The 24,261-nt window shown below is 62.5% G+C and carries 27 protein-coding genes; 3 read left to right on the top strand and 24 right to left on the bottom strand.

Annotation, left to right across the window (positions count from 1 at the left end; genetic code table 11):
* Positions 1-51: 51 nt before the first annotated feature.
* Complete coding sequence (locus JWV26_RS18850; protein WP_003461933.1) at positions 52-675, bottom strand: TetR/AcrR family transcriptional regulator; 624 nt, start codon at positions 673-675, stop codon at positions 52-54.
* Positions 676-750: 75 nt separating this feature from the next.
* Here JWV26_RS18850 and JWV26_RS18845 point away from each other — a divergent pair, with 75 nt between their 5' ends.
* Positions 751-1,884, top strand: coding sequence for an aminotransferase class V-fold PLP-dependent enzyme (locus JWV26_RS18845; RefSeq protein ID WP_206417549.1), 1,134 nt, complete (start codon positions 751-753; stop codon positions 1,882-1,884).
* 350 nt (positions 1,885-2,234) lie between these two features.
* Here the strand turns inward: JWV26_RS18845 and JWV26_RS18840 are convergent, their stop codons facing one another.
* The 13 genes from JWV26_RS18840 to JWV26_RS18780 form a co-directional block, all read right to left on the bottom strand.
* A complete protein-coding gene (locus JWV26_RS18840; protein ID WP_206417548.1) occupies positions 2,235-3,023 on the bottom strand; it encodes a TatD family hydrolase in 789 nt (262 codons plus the stop codon).
* Positions 3,024-3,137: 114 nt separating this feature from the next.
* Positions 3,138-3,494: a PilZ domain-containing protein gene (locus tag JWV26_RS18835; RefSeq protein WP_003245164.1), complete on the bottom strand. Its 357-nt coding sequence runs from the start codon at positions 3,492-3,494 to the stop codon at positions 3,138-3,140.
* A 126-nt stretch (positions 3,495-3,620) separates the two neighbouring features.
* Positions 3,621-4,613 (bottom strand): DNA polymerase III subunit delta', encoded by a 993-nt coding sequence (locus tag JWV26_RS18830; RefSeq protein ID WP_206417547.1) that lies wholly within the window; start codon positions 4,611-4,613, stop codon positions 3,621-3,623.
* Entirely contained in the window at positions 4,606-5,238 is a 633-nt protein-coding gene (gene tmk, locus JWV26_RS18825; protein ID WP_206417546.1) for a dTMP kinase, read from the bottom strand. Before tmk ends, JWV26_RS18830 begins: the two co-directional genes overlap by 8 nt.
* 9 nt (positions 5,239-5,247) lie before the next feature.
* The gene (gene mltG, locus JWV26_RS18820) at positions 5,248-6,303 is read right to left on the bottom strand and encodes an endolytic transglycosylase MltG (protein WP_206417545.1); all 1,056 of its coding nucleotides are present in this window, start codon (positions 6,301-6,303) and stop codon (positions 5,248-5,250) included.
* A gap of 3 nt (positions 6,304-6,306) precedes the next feature.
* Positions 6,307-7,122, bottom strand: a complete 816-nt coding sequence (pabC, locus tag JWV26_RS18815) for an aminodeoxychorismate lyase (RefSeq protein WP_206417544.1) — start codon at positions 7,120-7,122, stop codon at positions 6,307-6,309.
* Positions 7,122-8,366, bottom strand: a complete 1,245-nt coding sequence (gene fabF, locus JWV26_RS18810) for a beta-ketoacyl-ACP synthase II (RefSeq protein WP_079784144.1) — start codon at positions 8,364-8,366, stop codon at positions 7,122-7,124. The genes pabC and fabF overlap by 1 nt, the downstream gene beginning before the upstream one ends.
* A gap of 111 nt (positions 8,367-8,477) precedes the next feature.
* The gene (gene acpP, locus JWV26_RS18805; protein WP_003245177.1) at positions 8,478-8,714 is read right to left on the bottom strand and encodes an acyl carrier protein; all 237 of its coding nucleotides are present in this window, start codon (positions 8,712-8,714) and stop codon (positions 8,478-8,480) included.
* A 228-nt stretch (positions 8,715-8,942) separates the two neighbouring features.
* A complete protein-coding gene (fabG, locus tag JWV26_RS18800; RefSeq protein ID WP_003245179.1) occupies positions 8,943-9,686 on the bottom strand; it encodes a 3-oxoacyl-ACP reductase FabG in 744 nt (247 codons plus the stop codon).
* 15 nt (positions 9,687-9,701) lie between these two features.
* Positions 9,702-10,640 carry an ACP S-malonyltransferase gene (fabD, locus tag JWV26_RS18795; protein WP_093049402.1) on the bottom strand — a complete coding sequence of 313 codons (939 nt, stop codon included), beginning with the start codon at positions 10,638-10,640 and terminating at the stop codon, positions 9,702-9,704.
* 126 nt (positions 10,641-10,766) lie between these two features.
* Entirely contained in the window at positions 10,767-11,777 is a 1,011-nt protein-coding gene (gene plsX / locus JWV26_RS18790) for a phosphate acyltransferase PlsX (RefSeq protein WP_074855961.1), read from the bottom strand.
* A 3-nt stretch (positions 11,778-11,780) separates the two neighbouring features.
* Positions 11,781-11,963 (bottom strand): 50S ribosomal protein L32, encoded by a 183-nt coding sequence (gene rpmF, locus JWV26_RS18785; RefSeq protein WP_003245185.1) that lies wholly within the window; start codon positions 11,961-11,963, stop codon positions 11,781-11,783.
* Between the two features lie 13 nt (positions 11,964-11,976).
* The gene (locus tag JWV26_RS18780; RefSeq protein ID WP_037000303.1) at positions 11,977-12,504 is read right to left on the bottom strand and encodes a YceD family protein; all 528 of its coding nucleotides are present in this window, start codon (positions 12,502-12,504) and stop codon (positions 11,977-11,979) included.
* 110 nt (positions 12,505-12,614) lie between these two features.
* Here JWV26_RS18780 and JWV26_RS18775 point away from each other — a divergent pair, with 110 nt between their 5' ends.
* The gene (locus JWV26_RS18775) at positions 12,615-13,196 is read left to right on the top strand and encodes a Maf family protein (protein WP_074913983.1); all 582 of its coding nucleotides are present in this window, start codon (positions 12,615-12,617) and stop codon (positions 13,194-13,196) included.
* A gap of 189 nt (positions 13,197-13,385) precedes the next feature.
* On the opposite strand, the gene sppA is transcribed toward JWV26_RS18775, so the two are convergent.
* The 3 genes from sppA to rluC are packed head-to-tail and all read right to left on the bottom strand — an operon-like array spanning position 13,386 to position 15,994.
* Entirely contained in the window at positions 13,386-14,363 is a 978-nt protein-coding gene (sppA, locus tag JWV26_RS18770; protein WP_072425929.1) for a signal peptide peptidase SppA, read from the bottom strand.
* Entirely contained in the window at positions 14,353-15,048 is a 696-nt protein-coding gene (locus JWV26_RS18765; RefSeq protein WP_196456050.1) for an HAD-IA family hydrolase, read from the bottom strand. Before JWV26_RS18765 ends, sppA begins: the two co-directional genes overlap by 11 nt.
* A complete protein-coding gene (gene rluC / locus JWV26_RS18760; RefSeq protein WP_206417543.1) occupies positions 15,041-15,994 on the bottom strand; it encodes a 23S rRNA pseudouridine(955/2504/2580) synthase RluC in 954 nt (317 codons plus the stop codon). Before rluC ends, JWV26_RS18765 begins: the two co-directional genes overlap by 8 nt.
* 579 nt (positions 15,995-16,573) lie before the next feature.
* On the opposite strand from rluC, the gene rne reads away from it, so the two are divergent.
* Positions 16,574-19,630 (top strand): ribonuclease E, encoded by a 3,057-nt coding sequence (rne, locus tag JWV26_RS18755; RefSeq protein WP_206417542.1) that lies wholly within the window; start codon positions 16,574-16,576, stop codon positions 19,628-19,630.
* A gap of 117 nt (positions 19,631-19,747) precedes the next feature.
* Here rne and murB read toward each other — a convergent pair whose 3' ends face one another.
* Genes murB through JWV26_RS18720 form a run of 7 tightly spaced genes read right to left on the bottom strand, consistent with a single transcriptional unit; the run spans position 19,748 to position 24,260 of the window.
* Positions 19,748-20,767: a UDP-N-acetylmuramate dehydrogenase gene (gene murB / locus JWV26_RS18750; RefSeq protein WP_074913978.1), complete on the bottom strand. Its 1,020-nt coding sequence runs from the start codon at positions 20,765-20,767 to the stop codon at positions 19,748-19,750.
* Positions 20,764-21,228: a low molecular weight protein-tyrosine-phosphatase gene (locus JWV26_RS18745; RefSeq protein WP_072425933.1), complete on the bottom strand. Its 465-nt coding sequence runs from the start codon at positions 21,226-21,228 to the stop codon at positions 20,764-20,766. Before JWV26_RS18745 ends, murB begins: the two co-directional genes overlap by 4 nt.
* Entirely contained in the window at positions 21,228-21,992 is a 765-nt protein-coding gene (kdsB, locus tag JWV26_RS18740; protein WP_206417541.1) for a 3-deoxy-manno-octulosonate cytidylyltransferase, read from the bottom strand. The genes JWV26_RS18745 and kdsB overlap by 1 nt, the downstream gene beginning before the upstream one ends.
* Positions 21,993-22,178, bottom strand: a complete 186-nt coding sequence (locus tag JWV26_RS18735) for a Trm112 family protein (protein ID WP_003245207.1) — start codon at positions 22,176-22,178, stop codon at positions 21,993-21,995.
* Between the two features lie 22 nt (positions 22,179-22,200).
* Positions 22,201-23,202, bottom strand: coding sequence for a tetraacyldisaccharide 4'-kinase (lpxK, locus tag JWV26_RS18730; RefSeq protein ID WP_206417540.1), 1,002 nt, complete (start codon positions 23,200-23,202; stop codon positions 22,201-22,203).
* Positions 23,203-23,631, bottom strand: a complete 429-nt coding sequence (locus JWV26_RS18725; protein ID WP_074913972.1) for an ExbD/TolR family protein — start codon at positions 23,629-23,631, stop codon at positions 23,203-23,205.
* Entirely contained in the window at positions 23,628-24,260 is a 633-nt protein-coding gene (locus tag JWV26_RS18720) for a MotA/TolQ/ExbB proton channel family protein (protein ID WP_017677620.1), read from the bottom strand. The genes JWV26_RS18725 and JWV26_RS18720 overlap by 4 nt, the downstream gene beginning before the upstream one ends.
* Position 24,261 lies beyond the last annotated feature (1 nt).

The following is a 24,261-nucleotide window of genomic DNA, read 5'->3' as shown; positions in this document are numbered from 1 at the left end:
GTATATCGCTATGTCGGCCACGGCACAGTACCGTGGCCGACATGCCAGGCATCAGGCGTCGCGCTTGCGCTTGTTGCCCATGCGTACGCCGATGTCCATGAGGAACTGGAAGAAGCCTTCCTGATCCTCGAGCACGTTGCTCCAGAACGGCGAGTGATACAGTGCCACGGCGCCGTGCACCAAGGCCCAGGCTGCGCAATAGTGGAAGTACGGCGGCACGTCTTCCAGCTTGCCTTCGGCGATGCGGCCCTTGATCAACTGGGTCAGACGCTCGAAGTTGGAAGCACGGATCTTGTGCAACTGCTCGACCATTTCCGGCACCTGATTGCCCTTGACCACCTTTTCTTCCAGGCGGTCGAACAGGCGATAGCGCTGCGGATCGCGCATGCGGAACTCGAAGTACGCACGCGACAGCGCTTCCTTGTCACGATCCACGTCAGCCGAATGCAGCAGCTCGTTGAGATCGCGCTCGTAGTCGAGCATCAGGCGCAGGTAGATCTCCGCCTTGGACTTGAAGTGCTTGTAGATAGTGCCTTTGCCGATACCGACCGCATCAGCGATCATCTCGACAGTAACGCTGTCTTCTCCTTGTTCGAGGAAGAGTTTCAGCGCGGTATCGAGAATTTCTTGCTCGCGGCGACGGAATTCGCGGACCTTACGGGGTTCTTTCTGCATAAAGGGACTACGGGGTCAAAAATCGAAGCCGCTTATTATGCCCAAATGCGGCCAAATTGCACGGATCATCCGACCATGTACGTGTTTCATGATGAGTTCCCCCTGGAAAATGGACTGCGCTATCTGAACCATGCGGCGGTCGCCCCCTGGCCGAAACGCAGCGCTGAAGCGGTGCGGCGGTTCTCGGAAGCGAACGTGACCAGCGGAGCGCGTGACTATCCCGACTGGCTGAAACTGGAGCGTAGCCTACGCGAACGCCTTGTGCGCCTGATGAACGCACCAAGTACCGGTGATATTGCACTGGTCAAGAATACCTCCGAGGCGCTGTCCTTCGTGGCATTCGGCCTGGACTGGCGAGCCGGCGACCAGGTGATCATCAGCGACGAGGAATTCCCTTCCAACCGCATCGTCTGGCTGGCGCTGGCCGCCCAGAGCGTGGAGGTGATCGAAGTCAATCTCAAGGGCGACGATCCGGAAGCAGCGCTGCTCGCCGCCTTCACCCCGCGAACACGCCTGTTGTCGATCAGCGCCGTGCAGTTCGCCAGCGGCCTGCGCCTGGATCTGCCGCGCCTCGGCCGCGGTTGCCGTCAGCACGGCGTGCTGTTCTGCATCGATGCCATCCAGCAGTTGGGAGCCCTGCCCTTCGACGTCCAGGCCTACGACTGCGACTTCGCCATGGCCGACGGCCACAAATGGATGCTCGGCCCGGAGGGCCTGGCGGTGTTCTACTGCCGCAGTGCGGTACGCGACCAGCTGAAACTGCACGAGTACGGCTGGCACATGCTGGAGCACGCCGGCGATTACACCCGCCAGGACTGGCAACCGGCCCGCAGTGCACGGCGCTTCGAATGCGGCAGCCCGAACATGCTCGGCGCCTTCGCCCTGGAGGCGAGTTTGTCGTTGCTCGAAGAAGTGGGCATGGAGCGGGTCGGCGCCTTGCTGGAGGAACGGGTGCAGCGCCTTGACGACGGCATTCGCGCATTACCCGGTGCGGTGATTCATAGCCCGCTCGACTCAGCGCGCCGTGCCGGCATTCTCAACTTCAGCCTGGCAGGCTGGGACAACCCCGCGCTGTATCAACGTCTGCGCGAGGAACAGGTGATCTGCGTGCAGCGCGGTCCAGGCGTACGCCTGTCGCCACATTTCTATACCAGCGAGCAGGTGATCGAAGAGACCCTGGGCCTGCTAACCCAGCTGTCAAAAGGGTGAGGACTCAGCAGCGTCCGCGGTATTCCAAATCCGTTTAAAAAACTCAGGCTTTGGCCTGGACGCTCGCTGATCATGGCTAATACTGGAACTTACTGGTGTGCGGCATCTCCCCCCAAGTGCCCCGCCAGCCAAGGTACCGTGGACCGCGTACCTTGATTTACTCCTAATGGTCTTAACCCGGATTCATCCCCCAGAGTCCGGGTTTTTTTTGCTCAGCGGATCGCCGTTCCCGTAGGGTAGGTTAGCCGCCTGTCACGGTCGCTGACTGCTTCACTGGATCTGGGTGCGGCGTGACCCACCATGGTTGCAACGCCTCACATCGCCTGGTGCGCGGCGCCCCCTACGGGCTGTTATGCGTCAACCACACCAGCCAAGGGGAACAAACGCTTGAAGTTGCTCGAGGTCTGCTCGGCCAGGGTCTCGTAGCTGACGCCACGTAGTACGGCTAGGTACTCGGCCACTTCACGCACGTATTGTGGCAGGTTGGGCTTGCCACGATGCGGCACGGGCGCCAGGTAAGGCGAGTCGGTTTCCACCAGCAGACGGTCAGCCGGCACCTGGCGCGCCACCTCGCGCAGAGCTTCGGCATTGCGGAAGGTGACGATGCCGGACAAAGAGATGTAGAAACCGATGTCCAGCGCGGCCTTGGCCATCTCCCAGTCTTCGGTGAAGCAATGCAGCACGCCAGCCTGTGGCAGCGCCGCTTCGCGTAACAACGCCAGGGTGTCGGCGCGAGCCTCGCGGGTATGCACTATTACCGGCTTGCCCGTAATGCGCGCGGCCTCCAGATGCAGACGGAAGGAGGCCTGCTGCAGCGCAGCAGACTCCGGCTCATAGTGATAATCGAGGCCGGTTTCACCAATGGCGACCACCTTAGGGTGCGCCAGCTCACCCAGCAGCCAGTCCAGTGCGGGTTCGGCGCCCGGCTCGAGATCCAGCGGATGCACGCCCACCGAGCAATCGACATCGGCATAGCGCTCGGCCAGGCCCTTGACCGTGGCGGCGTTGTCAGCGCTGACGCCAATACACAGGAAATGCCCGACGCCGGCTGCGCGCGCTGCATCAAGAGCAGCATCCAGCGAGCCGCCATGGGCAGCGAGGTCGAGACGATCAAGGTGGCAATGGGAGTCGATCAGCACAGCAGGAGAACTCGGGCAAATGGAAAGCCCGAATTGTAATCGAAAGTGGCAGGCGCCTGGACGCTCTGGGGGAGATGCTTCGGCCGCGAAGACAGTACGCTCGCGGCCAGCGGGTTACATGGTGTGAGTCGGGCGGTCGGACTTCAGCGCGCCAGCGAGGTAGGTTTCGATCTTGTTGCGAGCGGTGTTATCGCCATCGTTGAACTGCACGCCGACACCGGCAGCACGGTTGCCCTGAGCTCCTTTAGGGGTGATCCACACCACCTTGCCGGCCACCGGAATCTTCTCCGGCTCATCCATCAGGTTAAGCAGCATGAACACTTCGTCACCGAGCTTGTAGCTCTTGTTGGTGGGAATGAAGAGGCCGCCGTTCTTGATGAAAGGCATGTAGGCCGCGTACAACACGGACTTGTCCTTGATGGTCAGGGACAGAATTCCGTTACGTGGACCCAGATTGGGTGGCAGGCTCATCAGCGCATTCCTAGCGTTTATTGCTTAATGGCTGATTCTAGGGCTTGTTCATGCTCATGCGCAAACAACCGGGCGGCAGGCAGCCAGCAGAATGTGACGCCCTGCCGAATCCGACTCTCGCACCAGTCAGCCGCGATCCTGTCCTGGCAAGGCGGCCCACTGCACCAGCAAGGCTTCCAGTAGCAGCACACGATTGAGGTTGGCTTTACCCATCACCTTCTGCCTTTGCGCGAGCAACCATTCCTGAATCGCCAATACCTTGGCCTGCGCGCTCTTGTCCGCCAGGTACTGCACCACCTTGCGCATATCGACCTGGCCCAGGCCTTGCTCATCCTTGGTCAGTTGGTAGCGCAACATCAGTTGCGCCCAGTCGCAGAACCAGTCGAACAGCAGATTCAGCGGCAGTGAGTTCCAGCTTTCCGCCAGTTGGCTCGGGGAGACCTGCTGCTTGAGCAGTTTCTTCACGCCCTCCACAGCCTGCGCACGCTGCTCGCGCACGCCTTGCGCCTGCAAACGCACGGCGGCCAGTGGCGAACCCGCCGCCAGAGTCAGCAGATCGCTTCGTTCATCGTCGCCCAGCTCGGGCAGCGCCTGGGCCAGCCAGGCCAGGCTCGTCGCCTCGCTCGGCAGCGGACAGGCCTGCTGCACGCAGCGGCTCTTGATGGTCGGCAACAGGCGGCTGGGCTGGTGGCTGATGAGCAGCAGCACGGTATTGCCGGAGGGTTCTTCCAGGCTTTTCAGCAGCGCGTTGGCGGCGTTGAGGTTCATCGCCTCGGCCGGCTCCAGCAGCACAACCTTGCGCCCACCGAGCTGCGCGGTCTGCACCACGAAGTCGACCAGCTCACGCACCTGATCGACCTTGATCGGCTTGTCCGCCTCCTCGGGCTCCAGCACGTAGTTGTCCGGGTGAGTACCGGCAGCCAACAGATGACAGGATTTACAGTTGCCACAGGCATCCAGCCCATTCGGGTTCTGGCACAGCAGGCGCGCCATCAGGCGCTCGGCCAGCACACGCTTGCCGATGCCGGCCGGACCATGCAGCAGATAGGCATGGGCGTGCTGGCTACGCCCGGCGAGTTGCTGCCAGAGCGCTTGTTGCCAGGGATAGACATCAGCCACGGCAAGCCTCCAGCAGACTCGGCAGCAAGGCATCGATATCGGCCTGCACCTGAGCCAGGGTCTGCCCCGCGTCCAGCACGCGATATCGTTGTGGCGCCTGCTCGGCGCGCTGCAGATAGGCCTGGCGTACCGCTTCGAAGAAGCCACGGCCTTCCTGCTCGAAACGATCCAGGCGACCGCGAACCGCGGCGCGAGCCAGGCCGATCTCCACCGGCAGATCGAAAATCAGCGTCAGATCAGGGCGCAGCTCGCCCTGAACGAACTGCTCCAGTTGCGCGATACGTTCGATGGAAAGACCCCGACCACCGCCCTGGTAGGCGTAGGTGGCATCAGTGAAACGGTCGCACAGCACCACGCTGCCCTTGGCCAGAGCCGGACGAATGACCTGCTGCAGATGCTGGGCACGGGCAGCGAATACCAGCAGCAACTCGGCATCGGCGGCCATCGGCTCATCGCTCGGATCAAGCAGCAATTCACGAATCCGCTCGGCCAGTGGCGTGCCGCCGGGTTCACGAGTCAGCAGCACATCGATGCCCTGCTCGCGCAGGCGCTCGGCCAGATATTCGCGGTTGGTGCTTTTGCCGGCGCCTTCCGGGCCTTCCAGGGTAATAAACAGACCAGTCACGGGTTGCCCTTATTCGGTTTCGGCCGCCGCGCGTGGCGCGGGGCTGGAGCGGTAGTCGGCGCGACGCTTGAGCTGGTATTCGCGCACCGCGCGGTTGTGCTCGGCCAGGGTGTTGGAGAACACATGGCTACCGTCGCCTCGCGCGACGAAATACAGGGTGGTGCCATCAAGCGGGTTGAGCGCCGCGTGAATCGCCTCGCGGCCGACCATGGCGATCGGCGTCGGCGGCATGCCGTCGATGGTGTAGGTGTTGTAAGGCGTTGGCGTACGCAGGTCGGCGCGGGTGATGCGGCCGTTGTAGCGCTCGCCCATGCCGTAGATGACGGTGGGGTCGGTCTGCAGGCGCATGCCCATGCGCAGGCGACGCACGAACACGCCGGCAATCTCGCCGCGCTCTTCGGGTACACCGGTTTCCTTCTCGATCATCGAGGCCATGATCAACGCGTCGTACGGCTCGCGATAGGGCAAACCCTCGGCGCGCTTCTGCCACTCTTCTGCCAACACGCTCTCAAGACGGACGTTGGCCTGCTTGAGCAGGTCCTCGTCGCTCATACCACGCACGTAGCGATAGGTATCGGGGAAGAAACGCCCTTCCGGGTTCTGCCCGGCCAGGCCCAGGCGCTCCATCAACTGGGCATCGCTGAGATCGGCCAGGCGCTGCTCCAGACGCTCCTGGCGAGCCAGAGCGGCGCGCACCTGGCGGAAGTTCCAGCCCTCGACCAGAGTCAGGCTGTACTGCACCACCTCACCGCGCTGCCACAGGCCGAGCATGTCGCGGGCGTTGTATTCGGGCAGCAAGCGGTATTCGCCGCTGTGCATGGCAGGCGCGCGCAGATTGAAGCGCCAGTACAGACGCAACCAGAGGGCGTTGTCGATCACGCCCTCCGCCTCCAGGCGATTGAGCAGGCCACTCGGCGTGGCGCCGGACGGCACCTCCAGCAGCATTTCCTTATCAAGCTGCAGAGGTTGCTCCAGCGCTCTCTGCTGCTGCCAGGCGGCACCCACGACTAGCAGCGCAGCCAGTAGCACGCCGCACTCAAGCAGCACCAAGATCTTGCGTAGCACCAGTTATTTACTCAGTAGGTCGCAGACGATGGCCTGCAGTTTACGGGTGAGCGGCCCGACCGACCAGTGTCGCTCTTGCAGCGCCCGTACAGGCCAGATGCCGTAAAGGCTGTTGCAGAGAAAGACTTCATCGGCATCCAGCAGTTCGTCGAAGGAAACATCACGTAACTCGACAGATAGCCCGAGCAACTGCGCCTGCTGCAGGATCTCCGCACGCATCACGCCGGCCACGCCACAGCGCGACAGATCGGCCGTCACCAGCCCGCCGTCGACGACCAGAAGCAGGTTGCTGTACACGCCCTCGATGATCCGGCCACTGCTATCGCGCATCAAGCCTTCGGCGCACTCGAGGTCCTGCCATTCGGCGCGCGCCAGTATCTGCTCCAGGCGATTGAGGTGTTTGAGCCCGGCCAGCAGCGGTTGCTCGGCCAGACGCGTCTTGCAGGGAAACAGACGCACGCCCTGCTCGGCATACGCAGCGGGATACTGCGGCAGCGGCGCCGCCTGCAGGATGCGCAGCGGCTGACAGGGTTGCGGCGGCGCGTAGCCACGCTGGCCCTCACCGCGGCTGACGATCAGCTTGGCCACGCCCTCGCCCAGCTGCCCGGCGAACGCCTGCAGCTCGTGCTCAATGAGAACCAGGTCGAGGGGGATGAACAGGCGCCGACAGCCATCGGCAAGGCGCGCCATATGCCGCGCCAGCAGCGGGATGCGCCCGCCACGCACGGCGATGGTCTCGAACAGACCATCGCCGTAAGCCAGGCCACGGTCACGAACCGACAATTGCTCGCCGGGCGCGCCGTTGACCCAGCTCAGCATCAGCCGTGGTACCGACGGAACAGCAGCGAGCCGTTGGTGCCGCCGAAGCCGAAGGAGTTCGACAGGGCGATTTCGATCGGCATGGCCTTGGCCTGATGCGGCACGAAGTCCAGGTCGCAGCCTTCGTCCGGCTCGTCCAGGTTGATGGTCGGCGGCGCTACCTGATCACGGATCGCCAGCACGCTGAAGATCGCCTCCACCGCACCTGCCGCACCGAGCAGGTGGCCGGTCATGGATTTGGTCGAGCTGACCGACAGCTTGTAGGCATGATCACCGAACACGCTCTTCACCGCAGCCGCCTCGGCGAGGTCACCAGCTGAGGTCGACGTGCCGTGGGCGTTGATGTACTGCACCTGATCGGCATTGATGCCCGCGTCACGCAGGGCAGCTGCCATGCAGCGTGCGGCACCGGCACCGTTTTCGGGAGGCGAGGTCATGTGGAAAGCATCGCCGCTCATGCCGAAGCCGATCAGCTCGGCATGGATGGTGGCGCCACGCGCCTTGGCGTGCTCCAGCTCTTCCAGCACCAGGGCGCCGGAACCGTCGGACAGCACGAAGCCGTCACGACCCTTGTCCCACGGACGGCTGGCCTTGGTCGGCTCGTCGTTACGCGTCGACAGCGCACGCGCGGCACCGAAGCCGCCCATGCCGAGGCCGCAGGCGGCCATCTCGGCGCCGCCGGCGACCATCACATCGGCTTCGCCATAGGCAATGTTGCGCGCGGCCATGCCGATGCAGTGCGTGCCGGTAGTGCACGCCGTGGCGATGGCGTAGTTAGGCCCCTGCAGACCCAGGTGGATCGACAGGAAGCCGGAAATCATGTTGATGATCGAGCCAGGCACGAAGAACGGCGAAATGCGCCGCGGCCCTTGCTCGTGCAACGATTTGCAGTTGTTCTCGATATTGGTCAGGCCGCCGATGCCGGAGCCCATGGCCACACCGATACGCTCACGATTGGCGTCAGTGATGTCCAGCCCTGAATCACGCACGGCCTGGAAGCAGGCAGCGAGACCGTACTGGATGAACAGGTCGAGCTTGCGCGCCTCCTTGGCAGAGAGATATTCCTCGACATTGAAGCCCTTGAGCGACCCGCCAAAACGGGTGGAGTAGGCCGACAGGTCCATGTGCTCAATCAGACCGATGCCACTGCGCCCGGCCAAAATGCCCTGCCAGCTGCTCGGCACATCGTTACCCAGCGGCGACAGCATGCCCATACCGGTAACCACGACGCGTCTACGCGACACAGCAATCTCCTCTTGTTCTACTCAGGCGCCACATGCGCCCTGCACGTAAAGAAAAACCGCACGCCTGATGAGGGCAGTGCGGCTTTTCTCGATCAGAAAGCTGACGGTGACTTATTGCGCGTGGGCAGTCACGTAGTCGATAGCTTCTTGAACGGTGGTGATTTTCTCAGCTTGCTCGTCCGGGATCTCGGTCTCGAATTCTTCCTCGAGAGCCATCACCAGCTCAACGGTGTCAAGAGAGTCGGCACCCAGGTCTTCGACGAAGGAAGCGCTGTTGGTTACTTCCTCTTCCTTGACGCCAAGTTGCTCAGCAACGATTTTCTTGACGCGTTCTTCGATGGTGCTCATACCTTGTTTTCACTCCTATTGGACAAATCCAGGCAGCTGGTAGCGGCCAAGTGTATAGAAAGGGTTTTTAGCATTTCAAGCTGAATGCCGGGGAGCCCCCAGGAACACTTCAACGATCTGTCTATAAACCTGTTGCAGCTTTATAACGGATTTTAGACAGCCACTATGACAGTTTTCTGATGGCTCGCGTCACATTCGAGAGCCTCCGGGCATTCGGAGGCGCCCTTTTTAGCTCATGTACATACCGCCGTTCACCGGGATAGTAGCCCCAGTGACATAGCCTGCGCCATCGGAAGCCAGGAAACCGACTACCTTGGCGATCTCTTCGGCCTGCCCCAAACGGCCCAGCGGAATCTGCGTCAGCAGCGCGTCGCGCTGGCCTTCCGGCAGCTCACGGGTCATGTCGGTGTCGATGAAACCTGGGGCCACCGAGTTGACCGTGATACCGCGCGAACCGACTTCACGCGCCAGCGCGCGGCTGAAACCTTCCAGACCAGCCTTGGCTGCAGCGTAGTTGACCTGACCGGCATTGCCCATCGCACCGACCACGGAGCCGATGTTGATGATGCGCCCGAAACGCGCCTTGGTCATGCCGCGCAGCACGGCCTTGGACAGACGGTAGAGGCTGTTCAGGTTGGTGTTGATGACGTCATGCCACTCGTCGTCCTTCATGCGCAGCATCAGATTGTCACGGGTGATACCGGCGTTATTGACCAGGATCAACGGCTGACCAAGATGTTGCTGGATGTGTTCAAGGGTGGTGGCAACCGATTCGTCGTTGCTCACGTCGAGCACCAGACCGGCGCCTTCGACGCCATTGGCCTTGAGGGTTTCGGCGATACGCTCGGCACCCGAGGCGCTGGTCGCAGTGCCGATGACGATGGCGCCCTGACGACCCAGTTCCAGAGCGATTGCCTGACCGATACCACGGCTGGCGCCGGTGACCAGTGCGACTTTACCTTGCAGACTCATGTTCGTTCTCCTTGCTCAAGCCAGGGCTGCGCGAGCGGCAGCAAAAGCATCCGGGGTATCCAGGTTGTGAGTATTGATGCCTTTGACGCAGCGCTTGTTCAGGCCGCTCAGCACCTTGCCAGGGCCGCATTCGATCAGATCGGTCACGCCCTGTTCGGACAGACGCACCATCGACTCGACCCAGCGTACCGGGCTGTACAGCTGCGCCAGCAGATCAGCCTTCAGGGTGGCCAGATCGGACACCACGGCGGCACTGACGTTCTGCACCAGCGGGATTTGCGGTGCCTGCCAGCTCAGCGCTTCCACCGACTCGGCGAAACGCTCGGCGGCCGGTTTCATCAGCGCGCAATGCGACGGTACGCTGACCGGCAGCGCCATGGCGCGCTTGGCGCCACGGGCCTTGCATGCCTCGATGGCGCGCTCGACAGCAGCAGCGCTACCGGCGATCACCACCTGGCCAGGCGCATTGAAATTCACCGCACTGACCACATCGCCCTGCGCTGCTTCGGCGCAGGCGGCCAGTACGTCGGCATCCTCCAGACCGAGGATGGCGGCCATGCCGCCCTGCCCGGCCGGCACAGCCTGCTGCATCAATTGACCACGACGCTCTACCAGCTTCACGGCATCGACAAAAGCGATGCTGCCAGCGGCGACCAGCGCGGAATACTCACCCAAGCTGTGACCGGCAACGAAAGCCGGCTTGGCACCACCCTCTGCCTGCCAAAGACGCCACAGCGCGATGGAAGCCGTAAGAATGGCCGGCTGGGTCTTGTCGGTCTGGTTCAGCTGTTCTTCCGGGCCTTGCTGGGTCAGCGCCCAGAGGTCGTAGCCGAGCGTTTCGGAAGCTTCGCCGAAAGTATCGAGCACCAGCTTCTGCTGGGCACCATGGTCGGCAAGCATGCTCAGGGCTTGCGAGCCTTGACCGGGGAAGACGAATGCGAGGGATGCAGACATGAATAGGTCCCTTGAGTCGAAAAACCAACGCCAGGCGAGCCTGGCGCAGCAAACTGACAGTTGGATGACAGGCTGCGTGCCGCGGTCACATTCCGCCACAGCCCATGCCCTGAAAACGTGACGAGTTTACAGCAACAAGTCCTCGAGGCGACCATGCAGTCGCTGCGGCAAATTCTCCTGCACCTCGCGCAGCGCACAGCGAATGGCACTCTGAAAGCTTTCCTGACCAGCCGCACCATGACTCTTGACCACGATGCCCTGCAGCCCGAGAAAGCTCGCACCATTGTGCCGTGCCGGCGCCAGATCAGCCTTCAGGCGTCGCAGCAACGGCATCGCCAGGGCACCTATCGCCTGGGCGAACAACCCATCGCTGAACAGCGTCTCGACCCGCCCCGTGATCATCTTGGCCAGGCCTTCGCTGGATTTGAGCAGGATATTGCCAACAAAACCGTCGCACACCACGACATCGGCTTCACCGCGATACATGCCGTCACCCTCTATGTAGCCGATGAAGTTCAGCCCATGCGCCTGCTGCAGCATATTGGCCGCCAGCTTGACCTGCTGATTGCCCTTGATGTCTTCGGTACCGACATTGAGCAAGGCGACCCGCGGCCGAGACACGCCCAGCGTCTCGGCCGCCACAGCGCCCATGATCGCGAACTGATAGAGGTGCTCGGCACTGCAATCGACATTGGCGCCCAGATCCAGCAGGTAGCAGTGACCGCGCTCGGTGGGAATCGGGCTGACCATGGCCGGCCGATCGATACCCGGCAGCGTCTTCAGCACGTAACGCGACAGCGCCATCAGCGCTCCGGTATTGCCGGCACTGACGCAGGCATGCGCCTGGCGCTGACGCACCAGCTCCAACGCCACGCGCATCGAGGCATCGGGCTTGCCGCGCAGCGCCTGAGCCGGACGTTCGTCCATGGCGATCACTTCACTGGCGTGATGAACCTGCAGGCGCGAGCGATCGACGCCGGACTGGCGAGCGAGCTGTTCTTCGATGAGGGGAGCTTGGCCGACGAGGGCCAGGTGCAACGAGGGGAACTCGGCCAGCGCAGAAATGCAGGCCGGAACAATGCAGTGGGGACCGAAGTCCCCACCCATTGCATCAATCGCGATGATCGAGGCAGACAAGGATTACTCGTCAGCGCCCTTGTCGATCACTTTGCGACCGCGGTACACGCCTTCCGGAGAAACGTGGTGGCGCAGGTGAACTTCACCGGTGCTCTTCTCTACGGACAGGGTGCTGGCCTCGAGGGCGTCGTGCGAACGACGCATGTCGCGGGCGGAACGGGATTTTTTGTTCTGCTGAACAGCCATAACTCATTAACTCCTAAACGTTTGGGTCACGCTTTAACTGCGCCAATACACTGAACGGGTTGGACCGCGATACCTCGTCCTCGCCCGGCTCGGGCTCATCGAGACCGTCCGGCTGCTGGCAATCACCTGGGGCATGAGCAGGAACGATGGGCAAGGCGAGAAGCAACTCTTCCTCGACCAGACCAAGCAGCTCCAGCGGCTCTTCGCCCACTTCCAGCACGTCGTAGCCCTTCGGCAAGGACTGAGTGTTCGCTCCAACCCGAACCACGGCGTATTCACATTCGCTGCGTATGGGTAGCGCGACCAGCTCCAGACAACGCTGGCAGACCATTTTGACCTCAACCTCGAGCTCACTGCGGATAACCACGGTTTTCTGCTCGTCACGGGCGAAATGAAACTTCGCCTGCACCACACCCGCCGTATCGGCAAGCGGGTCGCAGAGACGCGGCAGGCTGGCCAGTTCGAGCTGCCCTTCGAGGGTAGCTTCGCGGTCGGCTAGCTTGCGCGGATCAACGTGAGGTGGAATCGGCCCATTCAACATAGGCGCAGCATTCTAGGGATGCACCCTGCCCATGTCAAAGGAAATTCGGCCTGTCTTCGAATGGTGTCGATCAGTAGAATTCCTCGCTCATCTATATAAAGGAAGAGAACATGCCCGCGCTGCTGCTCGCCTCCAGCTCACCCTATCGCCGCGAGCTGCTCGAACGCCTGCAACTGGCCTTTACCTGGCAGTCACCGAGCATCGATGAAAGCCGCCGCGAGAGTGAAGCAGCCATCGACCTGGTCAAGCGCCTGGCCGAAGAAAAGGCCCACGCCCTCGCCGCCAGCCATCCTGACCACCTGATCATCGGCTCGGACCAGGTCGCCGTACTCGGCGATGGACAAATACTCGGCAAGCCCCACAACCTGCCGAGAGCCCAGCAACAGCTGCGCGCCGCCAGCGGCAGCAGCGTCACCTTCCTCACCGGCCTGGCACTCCTCAACTCGAACACCGGCAAATGCCAGGTCGAATGCGTGCCCTTCACCGTGCACTTTCGCCAACTCAGCGATGAGCAAATCCTGCGCTACCTGCAGCGCGAACAGCCGTTCGACTGCGCCGGCAGCTTCAAATCGGAAGGCCTGGGCATCAGCCTGTTTCGCAGCACCGAAGGAGAGGACGCCACCAGCCTGATCGGCCTGCCGCTGATTCGCCTGGTGGACATGCTACTGAACGAAGGCGTCGAGATTCCTTGAGAGGGCGTCTACAAAATGGCTGCACTTGGCAATACTGCGTTGAAAACGATCTCGAAATGCTCATTTACAGCACGTAAACTCCGCTTTCTCGATCATTTTCGCCTTGTCTTGCCTTCGTTCGCCTATCTTGTAAACACCCTCTGAGCCCTCAATGAAGAAGGCCCGCTCAGCGGGCCCTCCCTTTACCTGTCAGCGCAGCGTCGGCCCCTGGAAGCCCATCCACAACGCGATGCGATCCGCCACACTGGTACCCAGTCGCTTGGCGAAGCGATCAAATGGCGTATCACGCTGAGTGAAGTCGACCATCTCTTTCTGACCAATCACCTCGCGCGCCACATAACTGGCACTACCCAGCGCATCGACCAAACCCAACTGCAGCGCCTGCTCACCCGACCAGACCAAGCCCGAGAACAGTTCGGGATGCTCGTCCGCCTTGAGACGCTCACCACGCCCCTTCTTCACGCTTTCGATGAACTGGCGATGCGTGGTGTCCAGCACCCCTTTCCAGAAGCGGGTTTCCTCTTCTTTCTGTGGCTGGAACGGATCGAGAAATGCCTTGTGCTCGCCCGAGGTATAAACCCGGCGCTCCACACCAAGCTTCTCCATGGTTTCGACGAAGCCGAAACTGGCTGCCGTGACACCGATGGAGCCGACCAAGCTGGCTTTGTCGGCATAGATCTCATCAGCCGCACTGGCGATGTAGTAGGCACCGGAGGCACCCAGATCACTGATCACCGCATAGACCTTGGTCTGCGGATATTCGCCGCGCAAACGACGGATCTCGTCATAGATGTAGCCAGACTGCACCGGACTGCCGCCCGGGCTATTGATGCGCAGGATCACACCTTTGGTATTGGTGTCTTCGAAGGCAGCACGCAGACTGCCCACCACCTTGTCGGCACTGGCCTCTTCACGGTCAGCGATCATGCCGCGAATTTCGATCAGCGCGGTATGCGCCTCAGTGGTTGAGGCTTTTTTCAGGTCGAGCACCGGCAGCACCAGCGCCAGCGCACCGAACAGATAGATAAAGGTCAGCAGCTTGAAAAAGATGCCCCAGCGACGCGAGCGACGCTGCTCCTGAACACTGGAAAGCAGTGCCTTTTCCAGCAACTTCCAGCTTTTGGCATCCTCGCCCGACGAAGACGATGACTTCCACTCATCCGACATGCTCACTCACCTCTGCAGGACGCTGCGCATGACGGCCTTCCAGCCATGCACGCAGCTCATTGAATTCATTGATCGCCAAACGCGGCGAGCACTCGCGCAGCACCGACAACGGCTGCGCACCGAAACCTACCGCCACGGCATCCATCCCGGCATTGCGCGCCATCAGCAGATCGAAGGTCGAATCCCCCACCATCAGCGCGCGCTCGGGCTGCACCCGGCAATGCGCAAGAATCTCATGCAGCATCAGCGGATCGGGCTTGCTTGCCGTCTCGTCGGCGCAACGGGTGATATCGAAGTAATCCAGCCAACCCTTGTCAGCCAGCACCCGATGCAACCCCTTTCGCCCCTTGCCGGTGGCCACGGCAAGACGATAACCCTGATCACGAAAGACCTCGAGCGACTCGCGCACCCCCCCGAACAGTGGCGACGGCTCGGTTTCCAGCGCCAGATACTGCTCGCTGTAGGCACGCCGGATGGTTTCGATTCGCAGCGGCTCATCGAGTTCCGGGTAAAGCGTGCGAATCGCCACACCCAGCTCCAGACCAATGATCCCGCGCACCGCGACATCGGTGCAGCGCGGAACGCACGCCACATCGGCAGCACGGTGCATGGCCTCGACGATACGGCCGATGGAATCCACCAGAGTGCCGTCCCAATCGAAAATCAGTAGCTGATAATCAGGCACTCAGACGCTCCAGGGTCTTCGCCCACATCTCATCCACCGGCGCCTCGAGCTTCAGCACGCCGCCATCGAGCAGCGGCACGTGCAACTCGTAGGCATGCAGGAACAGCCGCTTGCCGCCCAGCTCGCGAATCTCGCGGGAGAAGTCGTCGTCGCCGTATTTGCTGTCACCAGCGATACCATGACCCGCGTATTGGGCGTGCACACGAATCTGATGGGTACGACCAGTGATCGGCCTGGCTTCGACCAGCGTGGCGAACTCACCGAAACGGCGCAGCACGCGAAATACCGTGAGCGCCTCCTTGCCCTCGGGATTCACCTCGACCATACGCTCGCCGGAGCGCAGGTTGCTTTTCAGCAGCGGCGCGGCGATCTGCTTCTTGGCGGTCGCCCAGTGGCCGCACACCAGCGCCATGTAGCGCTTGTCCACGCCATCGCCGCGCAATGCCTCATGCAGATGGCGCAGCATGCTGCGCTTCTTGGCGATCATCAGCAGGCCGGACGTATCACGATCGAGGCGGTGCACCAGCTCCAGATCCTTGGCATCGGGACGCAACTGGCGAAACGCCTCGATCACCCCGTAATTCAAGCCGCTGCCACCATGCACGGCGATACCGGCTGGCTTGTTCAACACGATCAGCGCCTTGTCCTCATAAACGATGGCGGCTTCTAGGCGCTGCAGCAGCCCCTGCGCCAGCGGCTCGGGCTCATCGCGCTCGGCCAAGCGCAGCGGCGGCACGCGCACCACGTCACCAGCCTGGAGCTTGTACTCGGGCTTGATCCGCCCCTTGTTCACGCGCACTTCGCCCTTGCGCAGAATGCGGTAAATCAGGGTCTTGGGCACGCCCTTGAGCTGTGTCCTGAGGAAGTTGTCGATGCGTTGGCCGGCGAGTTCCGGTGCAACCTCGATCAGCTGAACGCCGGAGGTTGGAGAGGCAGGAGTAGTCATCGCGCAATCATAACAATTTTTTATGGAATTGAAGCACTTAATCATTGCTGCTATAGTCGCGAACGCCGCCAAAAGCGGCCTGGCTTGCGGATGAATGCCAAACTTGCCATCCCCTGCCCGCGCAAACGTATTTGGACGTGAGGCCGTCCGACGGATTCTTCAGGTTAGAAAGGCCGCAAAAGGCCACGAAGACTTCGGAAATAAAGCCTTGAGTATGATGCGCGATTCGCCCACCGGGCGGTCGCGGTAACTGACAACCGCTGCGGAATCCGCGCGCGGCACCCGATTTTCAGCGATACGTGTAGGGTGGAGATGTACAACTGTCGGACTGCGTAGCATATCGCTTGATCAAAGACGCCTCATCTCGTCCGCTACCGCCAGTTGATTCCTCTTCCTGACTGAGTGCTTTCTGTCACCACAGCAAGCAGGAGACGTCCGTCGCGACCGCGGCCTGATAATGGCTGACCGTCGCTAGACAGTGGAACGATTTACGACCGTTTCTGACGCGCCTGACACCGACCCTGAGAGTCGTGTGTGCCTAACGTGGCTTCCGCTAGCCCCGGAACCCATTGGTACCACATGAAAAGAATGCTAATTAACGCGACTCAGCCTGAAGAGTTGCGTGTTGCCCTGGTAGATGGCCAAAAACTCTACGACCTGGACATCGAGTCCGGCGCCCGTGAACAAAAAAAGGCCAACATCTACAAAGGCCGCATCACCCGCGTTGAACCCAGCCTCGAAGCCGCTTTCGTCGACTTCGGCTCCGAACGCCACGGCTTCCTCCCCCTTAAAGAAATCTCCCGCGAATACTTCTCCAAAGCCCCTGAAGGCGGCCGCGTCAACATCAAGGACGTGCTCAAGGAAGGCCAGGAAGTCATCGTCCAGGTCGAGAAAGAAGAGCGCGGCAACAAGGGCGCAGCCCTGACCACCTTCATCAGCCTGGCCGGTCGTTACCTGGTGCTGATGCCGAACAACCCGCGTGCCGGCGGCATCAGCCGCCGCATCGAAGGTGAAGAGCGCAACGAACTGCGTGAAGCGCTGAATGGCCTCAACGCTCCGGCCGACATGGGCCTGATCGTGCGCACTGCCGGCCTGGGCCGCTCCAGCGAAGAAATGCAGTGGGACCTCGACTACCTGCTGCAACTGTGGAGCGCCATTAAAGAAGCCTCCACCAGCCGCCCTGCCCCGTTCCTGATCTATCAGGAATCCAATGTCATCATCCGCGCCATCCGCGACTACCTGCGCCAGGATATCGGCGAAGTGCTGGTCGACAGCGTCGAAGCCCAAGAAGAAGCCCTCTCCTTCATCCAGCAGGTGATGCCGCAGTACGCCAGCAAGATCAAGCTGTATGAAGACAGCGTGCCGCTGTTCAACCGCTTCCAGATCGAAAGCCAGATCGAAACCGCCTTCCAGCGTGAAGTGAAGCTGCCGTCCGGTGGTTCCATCGTCATCGACCCAACCGAGGCCCTGGTTTCCATCGACATCAACTCGGCGCGCGCCACCAAGGGCAGCGACATCGAGGAAACCGCGCTGCAGACCAACCTGGAAGCGGCCGAAGAAATCGCCCGCCAGCTGCGTCTGCGCGACATCGGCGGTCTGATCGTCATCGATTTCATCGACATGACCCCGGCCAAGAACCAGCGCGCCGTCGAAGAGAAGGTGCGTGAAGCCCTGGAAGCCGACCGCGCCCGCGTTCAGGTCGGCCGCATCTCGCGCTTCGGCCTGCTGGAAATGTCCCGTCAGCGCCTGCGTCCGTCCCTCGGCGAGACCAGCGGCATCGTCTGCCCACGCTGCAACGGCCAAGGTATCATCCGTGACGTCGAATCCCTGTCGCTGGCCATCCTGCGCCTGATCGAAGAAGAAGCGCTGAAGGATCGCACCGCCGAAGTCCGCGCTCAGGTACCGATCCCGGTCGCCGCCTTCCTGCTCAACGAGAAGCGCAACTCGATCACCAAGATCGAACTGCGCACCCGTGCGCGTATCGTGATCCTGCCGAACGATCACCTGGAAACCCCGCATTTCGAAGTGCAGCGTCTGCGTGACGACAGCCCGGAAGCCCTGAGCGGCCAGACCAGCTACGAAATCGCCGCCACTGCGGAAACCGAAGAAACCGCCGCCCAGCCGGCCGCCGCCACGCGCACCCTGGTTCGCCAGGAAGCCGCGATCAAGGCCGCACCGCGCAGCAGTGCCCCGGTCGCTGCCGAGCCTCAAGCACCGCTGACTCCGACCAAAGCGCCTGAGCCGAGCCTGTTCAAGGGCCTGGTGAAGTCTCTGGTCAGCCTGTTCGCCGGCAAGGAAGAAGAAGCCCAGCCCGCAGTAGTCGAGAAGAAGAGCAACGAGCGTCCGCCGCGCGAAGAGCGCCGCAACGGTCGTCAGCAGAGCCGTAACCGTGGCGGTCGCCGCGACGAGGAGCGCAAGCCTCGCGAAGAGCGCGCCCCGCGTGAAGAGCGTCAGGCCCGTGAACCGCGTGAAGAACGCCAACCTCGCGAAGAGCGTCAACCACGTGAAGAGCGCGCCCCACGCGAGCCGCGCGAAGGTCAGGAAAATCGCCGTGAGCGCAAGCCGCGCGAAGAGCGTGCCCCGCGTGAAGAGCGCGTGCGTGAACTGCGTGAACCACTCGATGCCGATGCTGGTAACGAGCAACGCGAAGAGCGTGCCGAGCGCCAGCCGCGCGGTGAACGTCAGGAGCGTCAGCGTCAACCGCGTGAAGAGCGTCAGCCGCGTACCGAGCAAACCGAGGCCCTGCAGGACGAAGCACTGCCGAACGAAGAGCAGATGCAGGACGATGAGCAGGACAGCAACGATGGCGAGCGTCCACGTCGCCGTTCCCGCGGTCAACGTCGTCGCAGCAATCGTCGCGAACGTCAGCGTGATGCCGATGGCAACCTGATCGAGAGCGCCGAGAACAGCGAAGCTGCCGGTAACGACGCCCAGGCCGTCACCCCGGTTGCCGTGGCTACTGCCGCCGCCGTGGTTGCAGAAAGCGTCGACAGCAGCGAAGCCATTGCCAGCGAGGCTCCGGTCAGCAAAGCCCCGGCCGTCGAAGCACCGTCTGTTCAGGTTGAAGAAGCACCAGCTGTTCAACCGGTCGAGGCGCAAGCCGAGGCTGCTGTGAGTGAAGTGGTCGAAGCCGCTCCGGTCGCAGAGAAAGCAGTTGAGGCAGAACCGGCCGCAGTCGAAACCCCTGCTGCCGTTGAAGCGCCAGTTGCCGAACCGGTCGCTCAAGCTGAGCCGACTGTCGAAATTGCCCAGGAGCCTGCTCCGGCACCGGTCGAACAAGCACCTGCTGCCGCACCGATTCCGGCCAATACCACTGGCCGTGCGCCGAACGACCCGCGCGAAGTGCGTCGTCGTCAGCGTGAAGCTGAGCGCCTGGCGCGCGAAGCTGCACAGGCCGCCGCTGCAGCCCCGGCTGTAGAAGCTGCCCCAGTAGTCGACGCCGCTCCGGTCGCTGAAGCAAGCGCCCCGGCAGAAGCCGAAGCCGCTTTAGTCGAAACAGCTCCTGTAGTCGAGCCGGTCGCTGAGGCCGAAGCCACCTCTGTCGTCAGCGAGCAAAGCGTGAGCGAAGCGGTAGAGCAAGCGCAGCCGGAAGAAGAAACTCAAGCCGACAAGGAGGAGGTCAAGCCTCAGGCTTGATCCTTCTGCGGTAACAAAAAAAAGGGGATGCCTAGGCATCCCCTTTTTCATTTCCGTCACTGGTAGCCCGGATGCAATCCGGGAGCGGCATTCACCGGTTCACGTCCGCCCCACAGATCAAAGCACGTTGGGTTCGATTTCCAGCGTTACGCCAAAACGCGCCAGGATATCGGCCTGGATACGCTGCGCCAGCCGCAGCAGCTGCGCACCCGTGGCGTTGCCGTAGTTGACCAGCACCAGCGCCTGCAAACGATGCACGCCGGCATCGCCCTCACGCGCGCCCTTCCACCCTGCCCGCTCGATCAGCCAACCGGCGGCCAGCTTGGCCAGGCCAGCTCCAGCCGGATAGCTGACCAGATCGGCATGCTCGGCGCGAATACGCTCGGCCAGTTCGAATGGCACCACCGGATTCTTGAAGAAGCTGCCGGCGTTACCCAGCTCGGCGGGATCTGGCAGCTTTTCGCTGCGAATGGCGCAGATCGCCCGGCTGACATCGCTTGCAGTCGGTGCCTCGATGCCCATCTCAGCCAGGCGCTGACGCACCGGACCGTAATCCAGACGCAGCGAAGCCAGACGGCTCAGACGAAAGCGCACGCGCAGGATCAACCAGCGCCCGGCTTCGCGCTTGAACAGACTGTCGCGGTAGGCGAAGGCGCATTCTTCCAGCGCGAAGTCGCGCAGCTCGCCGGTGTGCCGATCCAGAGCGGTCAGGCCGGCGAACAGATCCTTGATCTCCACACCATAGGCGCCGATGTTCTGCATCGGCGCAGCGCCGACGGTGCCGGGAATCAGACTGAGGTTTTCCAGGCCATTGAGGCCCTGCGCCAGACTCCATTGCACGAAGGGATGCCAGGGCTCACCAGCTTCGGCCTCCACCAGCACCTGCTCGCCGTCGTCCTCGAGGATACGAATACCACGGCTGGCCATGCGCAGCACCAGCGCCTCGACATCGCGGGTCAGCAGCAGGTTGCTGCCACCGCCGATCACCAGCAGCGGCAAGCCCTGCTGATTTGCCAGGTTCAGCGCCTCGCGCACATCGTCATCATCGTGGGCTTCGGCGAAACGCCGTGCATGCACATCGACACCAAAGCTGTTGAAGGCCTTGAGCGACACGTCGCTCTGCAGATTCAGACTCACAGGCGTCCCCTGATCTCGATCAGCAACGCGTCACTGGCCTGTTCGATCAGGTCCAGCACCTGCTCGAAGCCATCCTCGCCGCCGTAGTAGGGATCGGGCACCTCATCCAGTGCCAGTTCATACCGACGCAAGTACAGATCCAGATCGGCACGTGCGTCAGCCGGGCGCAGCACCTTGAGGTTGCGCAGGTTGCTCTGGTCCATGGCCAGGATCAGGTCGAAGCGCTGGAAATCGGCGGCCTCGACCTGGCGCGCACGCTGCGCGGACAGATCATAGCCACGGCGCAGCGCAGCCTGGCGCGTGCGACTGTCCGGCGCCTTGCCCACATGCCAGTCGCCGGTGCCGGCGGAATCCACTAACACCCGATCATCAAGACCAGCCGCGCGCAGCTTGTGGCGAAACACGCCCTCGGCCGTGGGCGAACGACAGATGTTGCCCAGGCAGACGAACAGAACCTTCATCAGGCCCCCAACAGGTGGCGCACCCGCTCCAGGTCTTCGGCGGTATCCACACCGGCGGCCGGCGCTTCGAGGGCATCGGCGACATGGATACGCACGCCGTGATACAGCGCGCGCAGTTGCTCCAGGCACTCGGTGTCTTCCAGCCAGCACGGGCCCCAGGCGACGAAGTCATGCAGGAAGCCCGCGCGGTAGGCGTAGATGCCGATATGACGGCGATAAGGCACGCCGGCAGGTAGCACATCGCGACTCTTGGCAAAGGCGTCTCGCGCCCAGGCCAGCGGCGCGCGGCTGAAGGTCAGGGCCAGGCCATTCTTGTCGGCGACCACCTTGACCACATTGGGGTTGAACAGCGCGGTGACGTCCTCGATGGGCTCGGCCAGGGTGGCGATGCCTGCCTGCGGGTTGGCCGCCAGGTTGGCCGCCACCTGATCGATGATCGATGGGGGAATCAGCGGCTCGTCACCCTGCACGTTGACCACAATGGCATCGGCCGGCAGGCCGAGCTGGGTAGCCACTTCGGCCAGGCGGTCGGTGCCGGAGTTGTGATCCTCGCGGGTCAGCAGCACCTCGGCGCCGAAAGCCTTACATGCCTCGACGATGCGCGCATCGTCGGTGGCGATCACCACGCGGCTGGCCGAACTCTTCTTCGCCTGCTCCCAGACATGCTGCACCATGGGCTTGCCAGCGATGTCCTGCAGCGGCTTGCCAGGCAGGCGGGTGGAGGCGTAGCGGGCGGGAATGACGACGGTGAAGGCTGCGCTCATTTACTTGTCCAGACGCTCGTCGGTGGTCAGGGTGCGCGCTTCGCTTTCCAGCATTACCGGAATGCCGTCGCGGATCGGGTAGGCCACGCCAGCGCCCTTGCTGATCAGTTCGGTCTTGTCTTCGGAGAGCTGCAGCGGGCCCTTGCAGATCGGGCAGGCGAGAATGTCGAGCAGTTTAAGGTCCATGGTGGAATCCTTGCTGGGGTCATCAGGACCCCGGTATGAGGCGGGCCAGCTCTCCATCCAGCCAGTCGACGAAAGCCGGCGTGGGCACGGCGTCGACGGCCAGGTACCACCAGTCGGTGGCGGCGAAGGCCCGGCATTTCACCGCATCCTTTTCCGTCATCAGCAGGGGCAGCGGCGGCTCGAAGCTGAGCTGGGCGGCATCGTACTGGGCATGGTCGGCAAAGGGGTGCGGAACCGGCCGCCAGTTTAGCGCTTCGAGGGTATTGAAGAAACGCTGCGGGTTGCCGATGCCAGCCACCGCATGCACGGCCTGACCGGGCGACAGATGATCGAGGCCGACGCGCTCACCGCTGACCAGATTGACCAGTGCGGTCGGCTGCAGGCGAAAGGCGTAGCCATCGGCGCGATCCGCCTCGGCACCGTTGAACAGCACGGCGTCCACCTCACTGAGACGCTCGACCGGCTCACGCAGTGGCCCGGCCGGCAGGCAGCGGCGATTACCCAGGCCACGGGCGGCATCGATCAGCACCAGCTCCAGGTCACGCGCCAGACGGTAGTGCTGCAGGCCATCGTCGCAGAGGATCAGATCCAGTGGTTCTTCGGCCAGCAGCGCACGCACGGCGCGACTGCGATCCGGGTCGATCATCAAGGGCACGCCCGCACGCTGGACGATCAACAGCGGTTCGTCGCCGGCCTGTGCGGCCGATTGATCGGCTCGCACCCGCCACGGCAGGCTCGGCGGCGTGGCGCCATAGCCACGACTGACCACGCCGACCTTGAGGCCACGAGCGCGGCAGTGTTCGATGAGAAAGAGGATCAGCGGCGTCTTGCCCGTGCCACCCACGGTGATATTGCCCACCACCAGCACCGGTACCGGGGCGCGGTAGATATCACCCTCGCCGGCCAGGAAACGCCTGCGCTTGCTCTGCACCACGCGACGGTACAGCCACTCCAGCGGGCGTAGCAGCGCCAGCGCCGGGTGGCCGCGATACCAGGCCTCGAGCAAGCGATCAGCAGCGCTCACTTAAGGATTTTCCTGTGCTTCCACCGTGGTGATGCGCAGGTGCGAGAAGCCCAGCTTGCCGGCCGCATCCATGGCGGTGATCACCGCCTGGTGCGGGGTCTTGCCGTCGGCACTGATGATCAACGGCAGGCTGTTGTCACCGTCGGATTCCTTCTGCAGCGCCGCCATGAGGTTAGTCAGGTTGCTTTCCAGCAGCGCCTTGCCATTGACCGAGTAGGCGCCATCGGCGCCGATCAGCACCTCGACCTGCTTCAGTTCGGTCTGCTCGGGCGGCGTGCCACTGGCTGCCTCGGGCAGGTCGACCTTGAGCTGGGTCTCGCGGGTGAAGGTGGTGGTGACCACGAAGAACAGCAGCAGGATGAATACCACGTCGATCAACGAAGCCAGGTTGATCTCGACGTTCTCCCGCGGTTTGCGCCGGAATTTCACGCCTTGCCCTCACCCAGGTCGACGTCGCGATCACCCTGGACCATTTCCACCAGCTTGATCGCTTCCTGCTCCATGCCGACCACCAGCTCGTCGACACGACGCTGCAGGTAGCGGTGGAAGAACAGTGCCGGGATCGCCACCATCAGGCCGGCTGCTGTAGTGATCAACGCCTTGGAGATACCACCGGCGAGCATCGGCGCGTTGGCCATGCCCGAGCCCATGAAGGAGCTGAAGATCTCGATCATGCCCAGCACGGTGCCGAGCAGGCCGAGCAGCGGCGCGATGCCGGCAATGGTGCCAAGGGCATTGAGGTAGCGTTCCAGCTCGTGGATGACGCGGGCAGCGGCCTCCTCGATGCACTCCTTCATGATCTCGCGACCATGCTTGGAGTTGGCCAGGCCGGCGGCGAGAATCTGCCCCAGCGGCGAGTCCTCACGCAGCTCCTTGAGCTTCTGGTTGTTGAGTTTCTTGTCCTTGATCCAGCGCCACACCTGAGCCAGCAGATTGGCCGGGGTGACGCGGGCGGGCCGCAGGGTCCACAGGCGCTCGGCGACGATGCCGGCAGCAGCGATGGAACAGAGAATGATCGGCAGCATCATCCAGCCGCCAGCTTTGACCAGTTCCCACACG

Source organism: Ectopseudomonas toyotomiensis, from assembly GCF_017167985.1.
Taxonomy (GTDB): domain Bacteria; phylum Pseudomonadota; class Gammaproteobacteria; order Pseudomonadales; family Pseudomonadaceae; genus Aquipseudomonas; species Aquipseudomonas toyotomiensis.
Note: the sequence above shows the minus strand (reverse complement) of the source record. Positions and strands in the feature narration are given on the sequence as shown.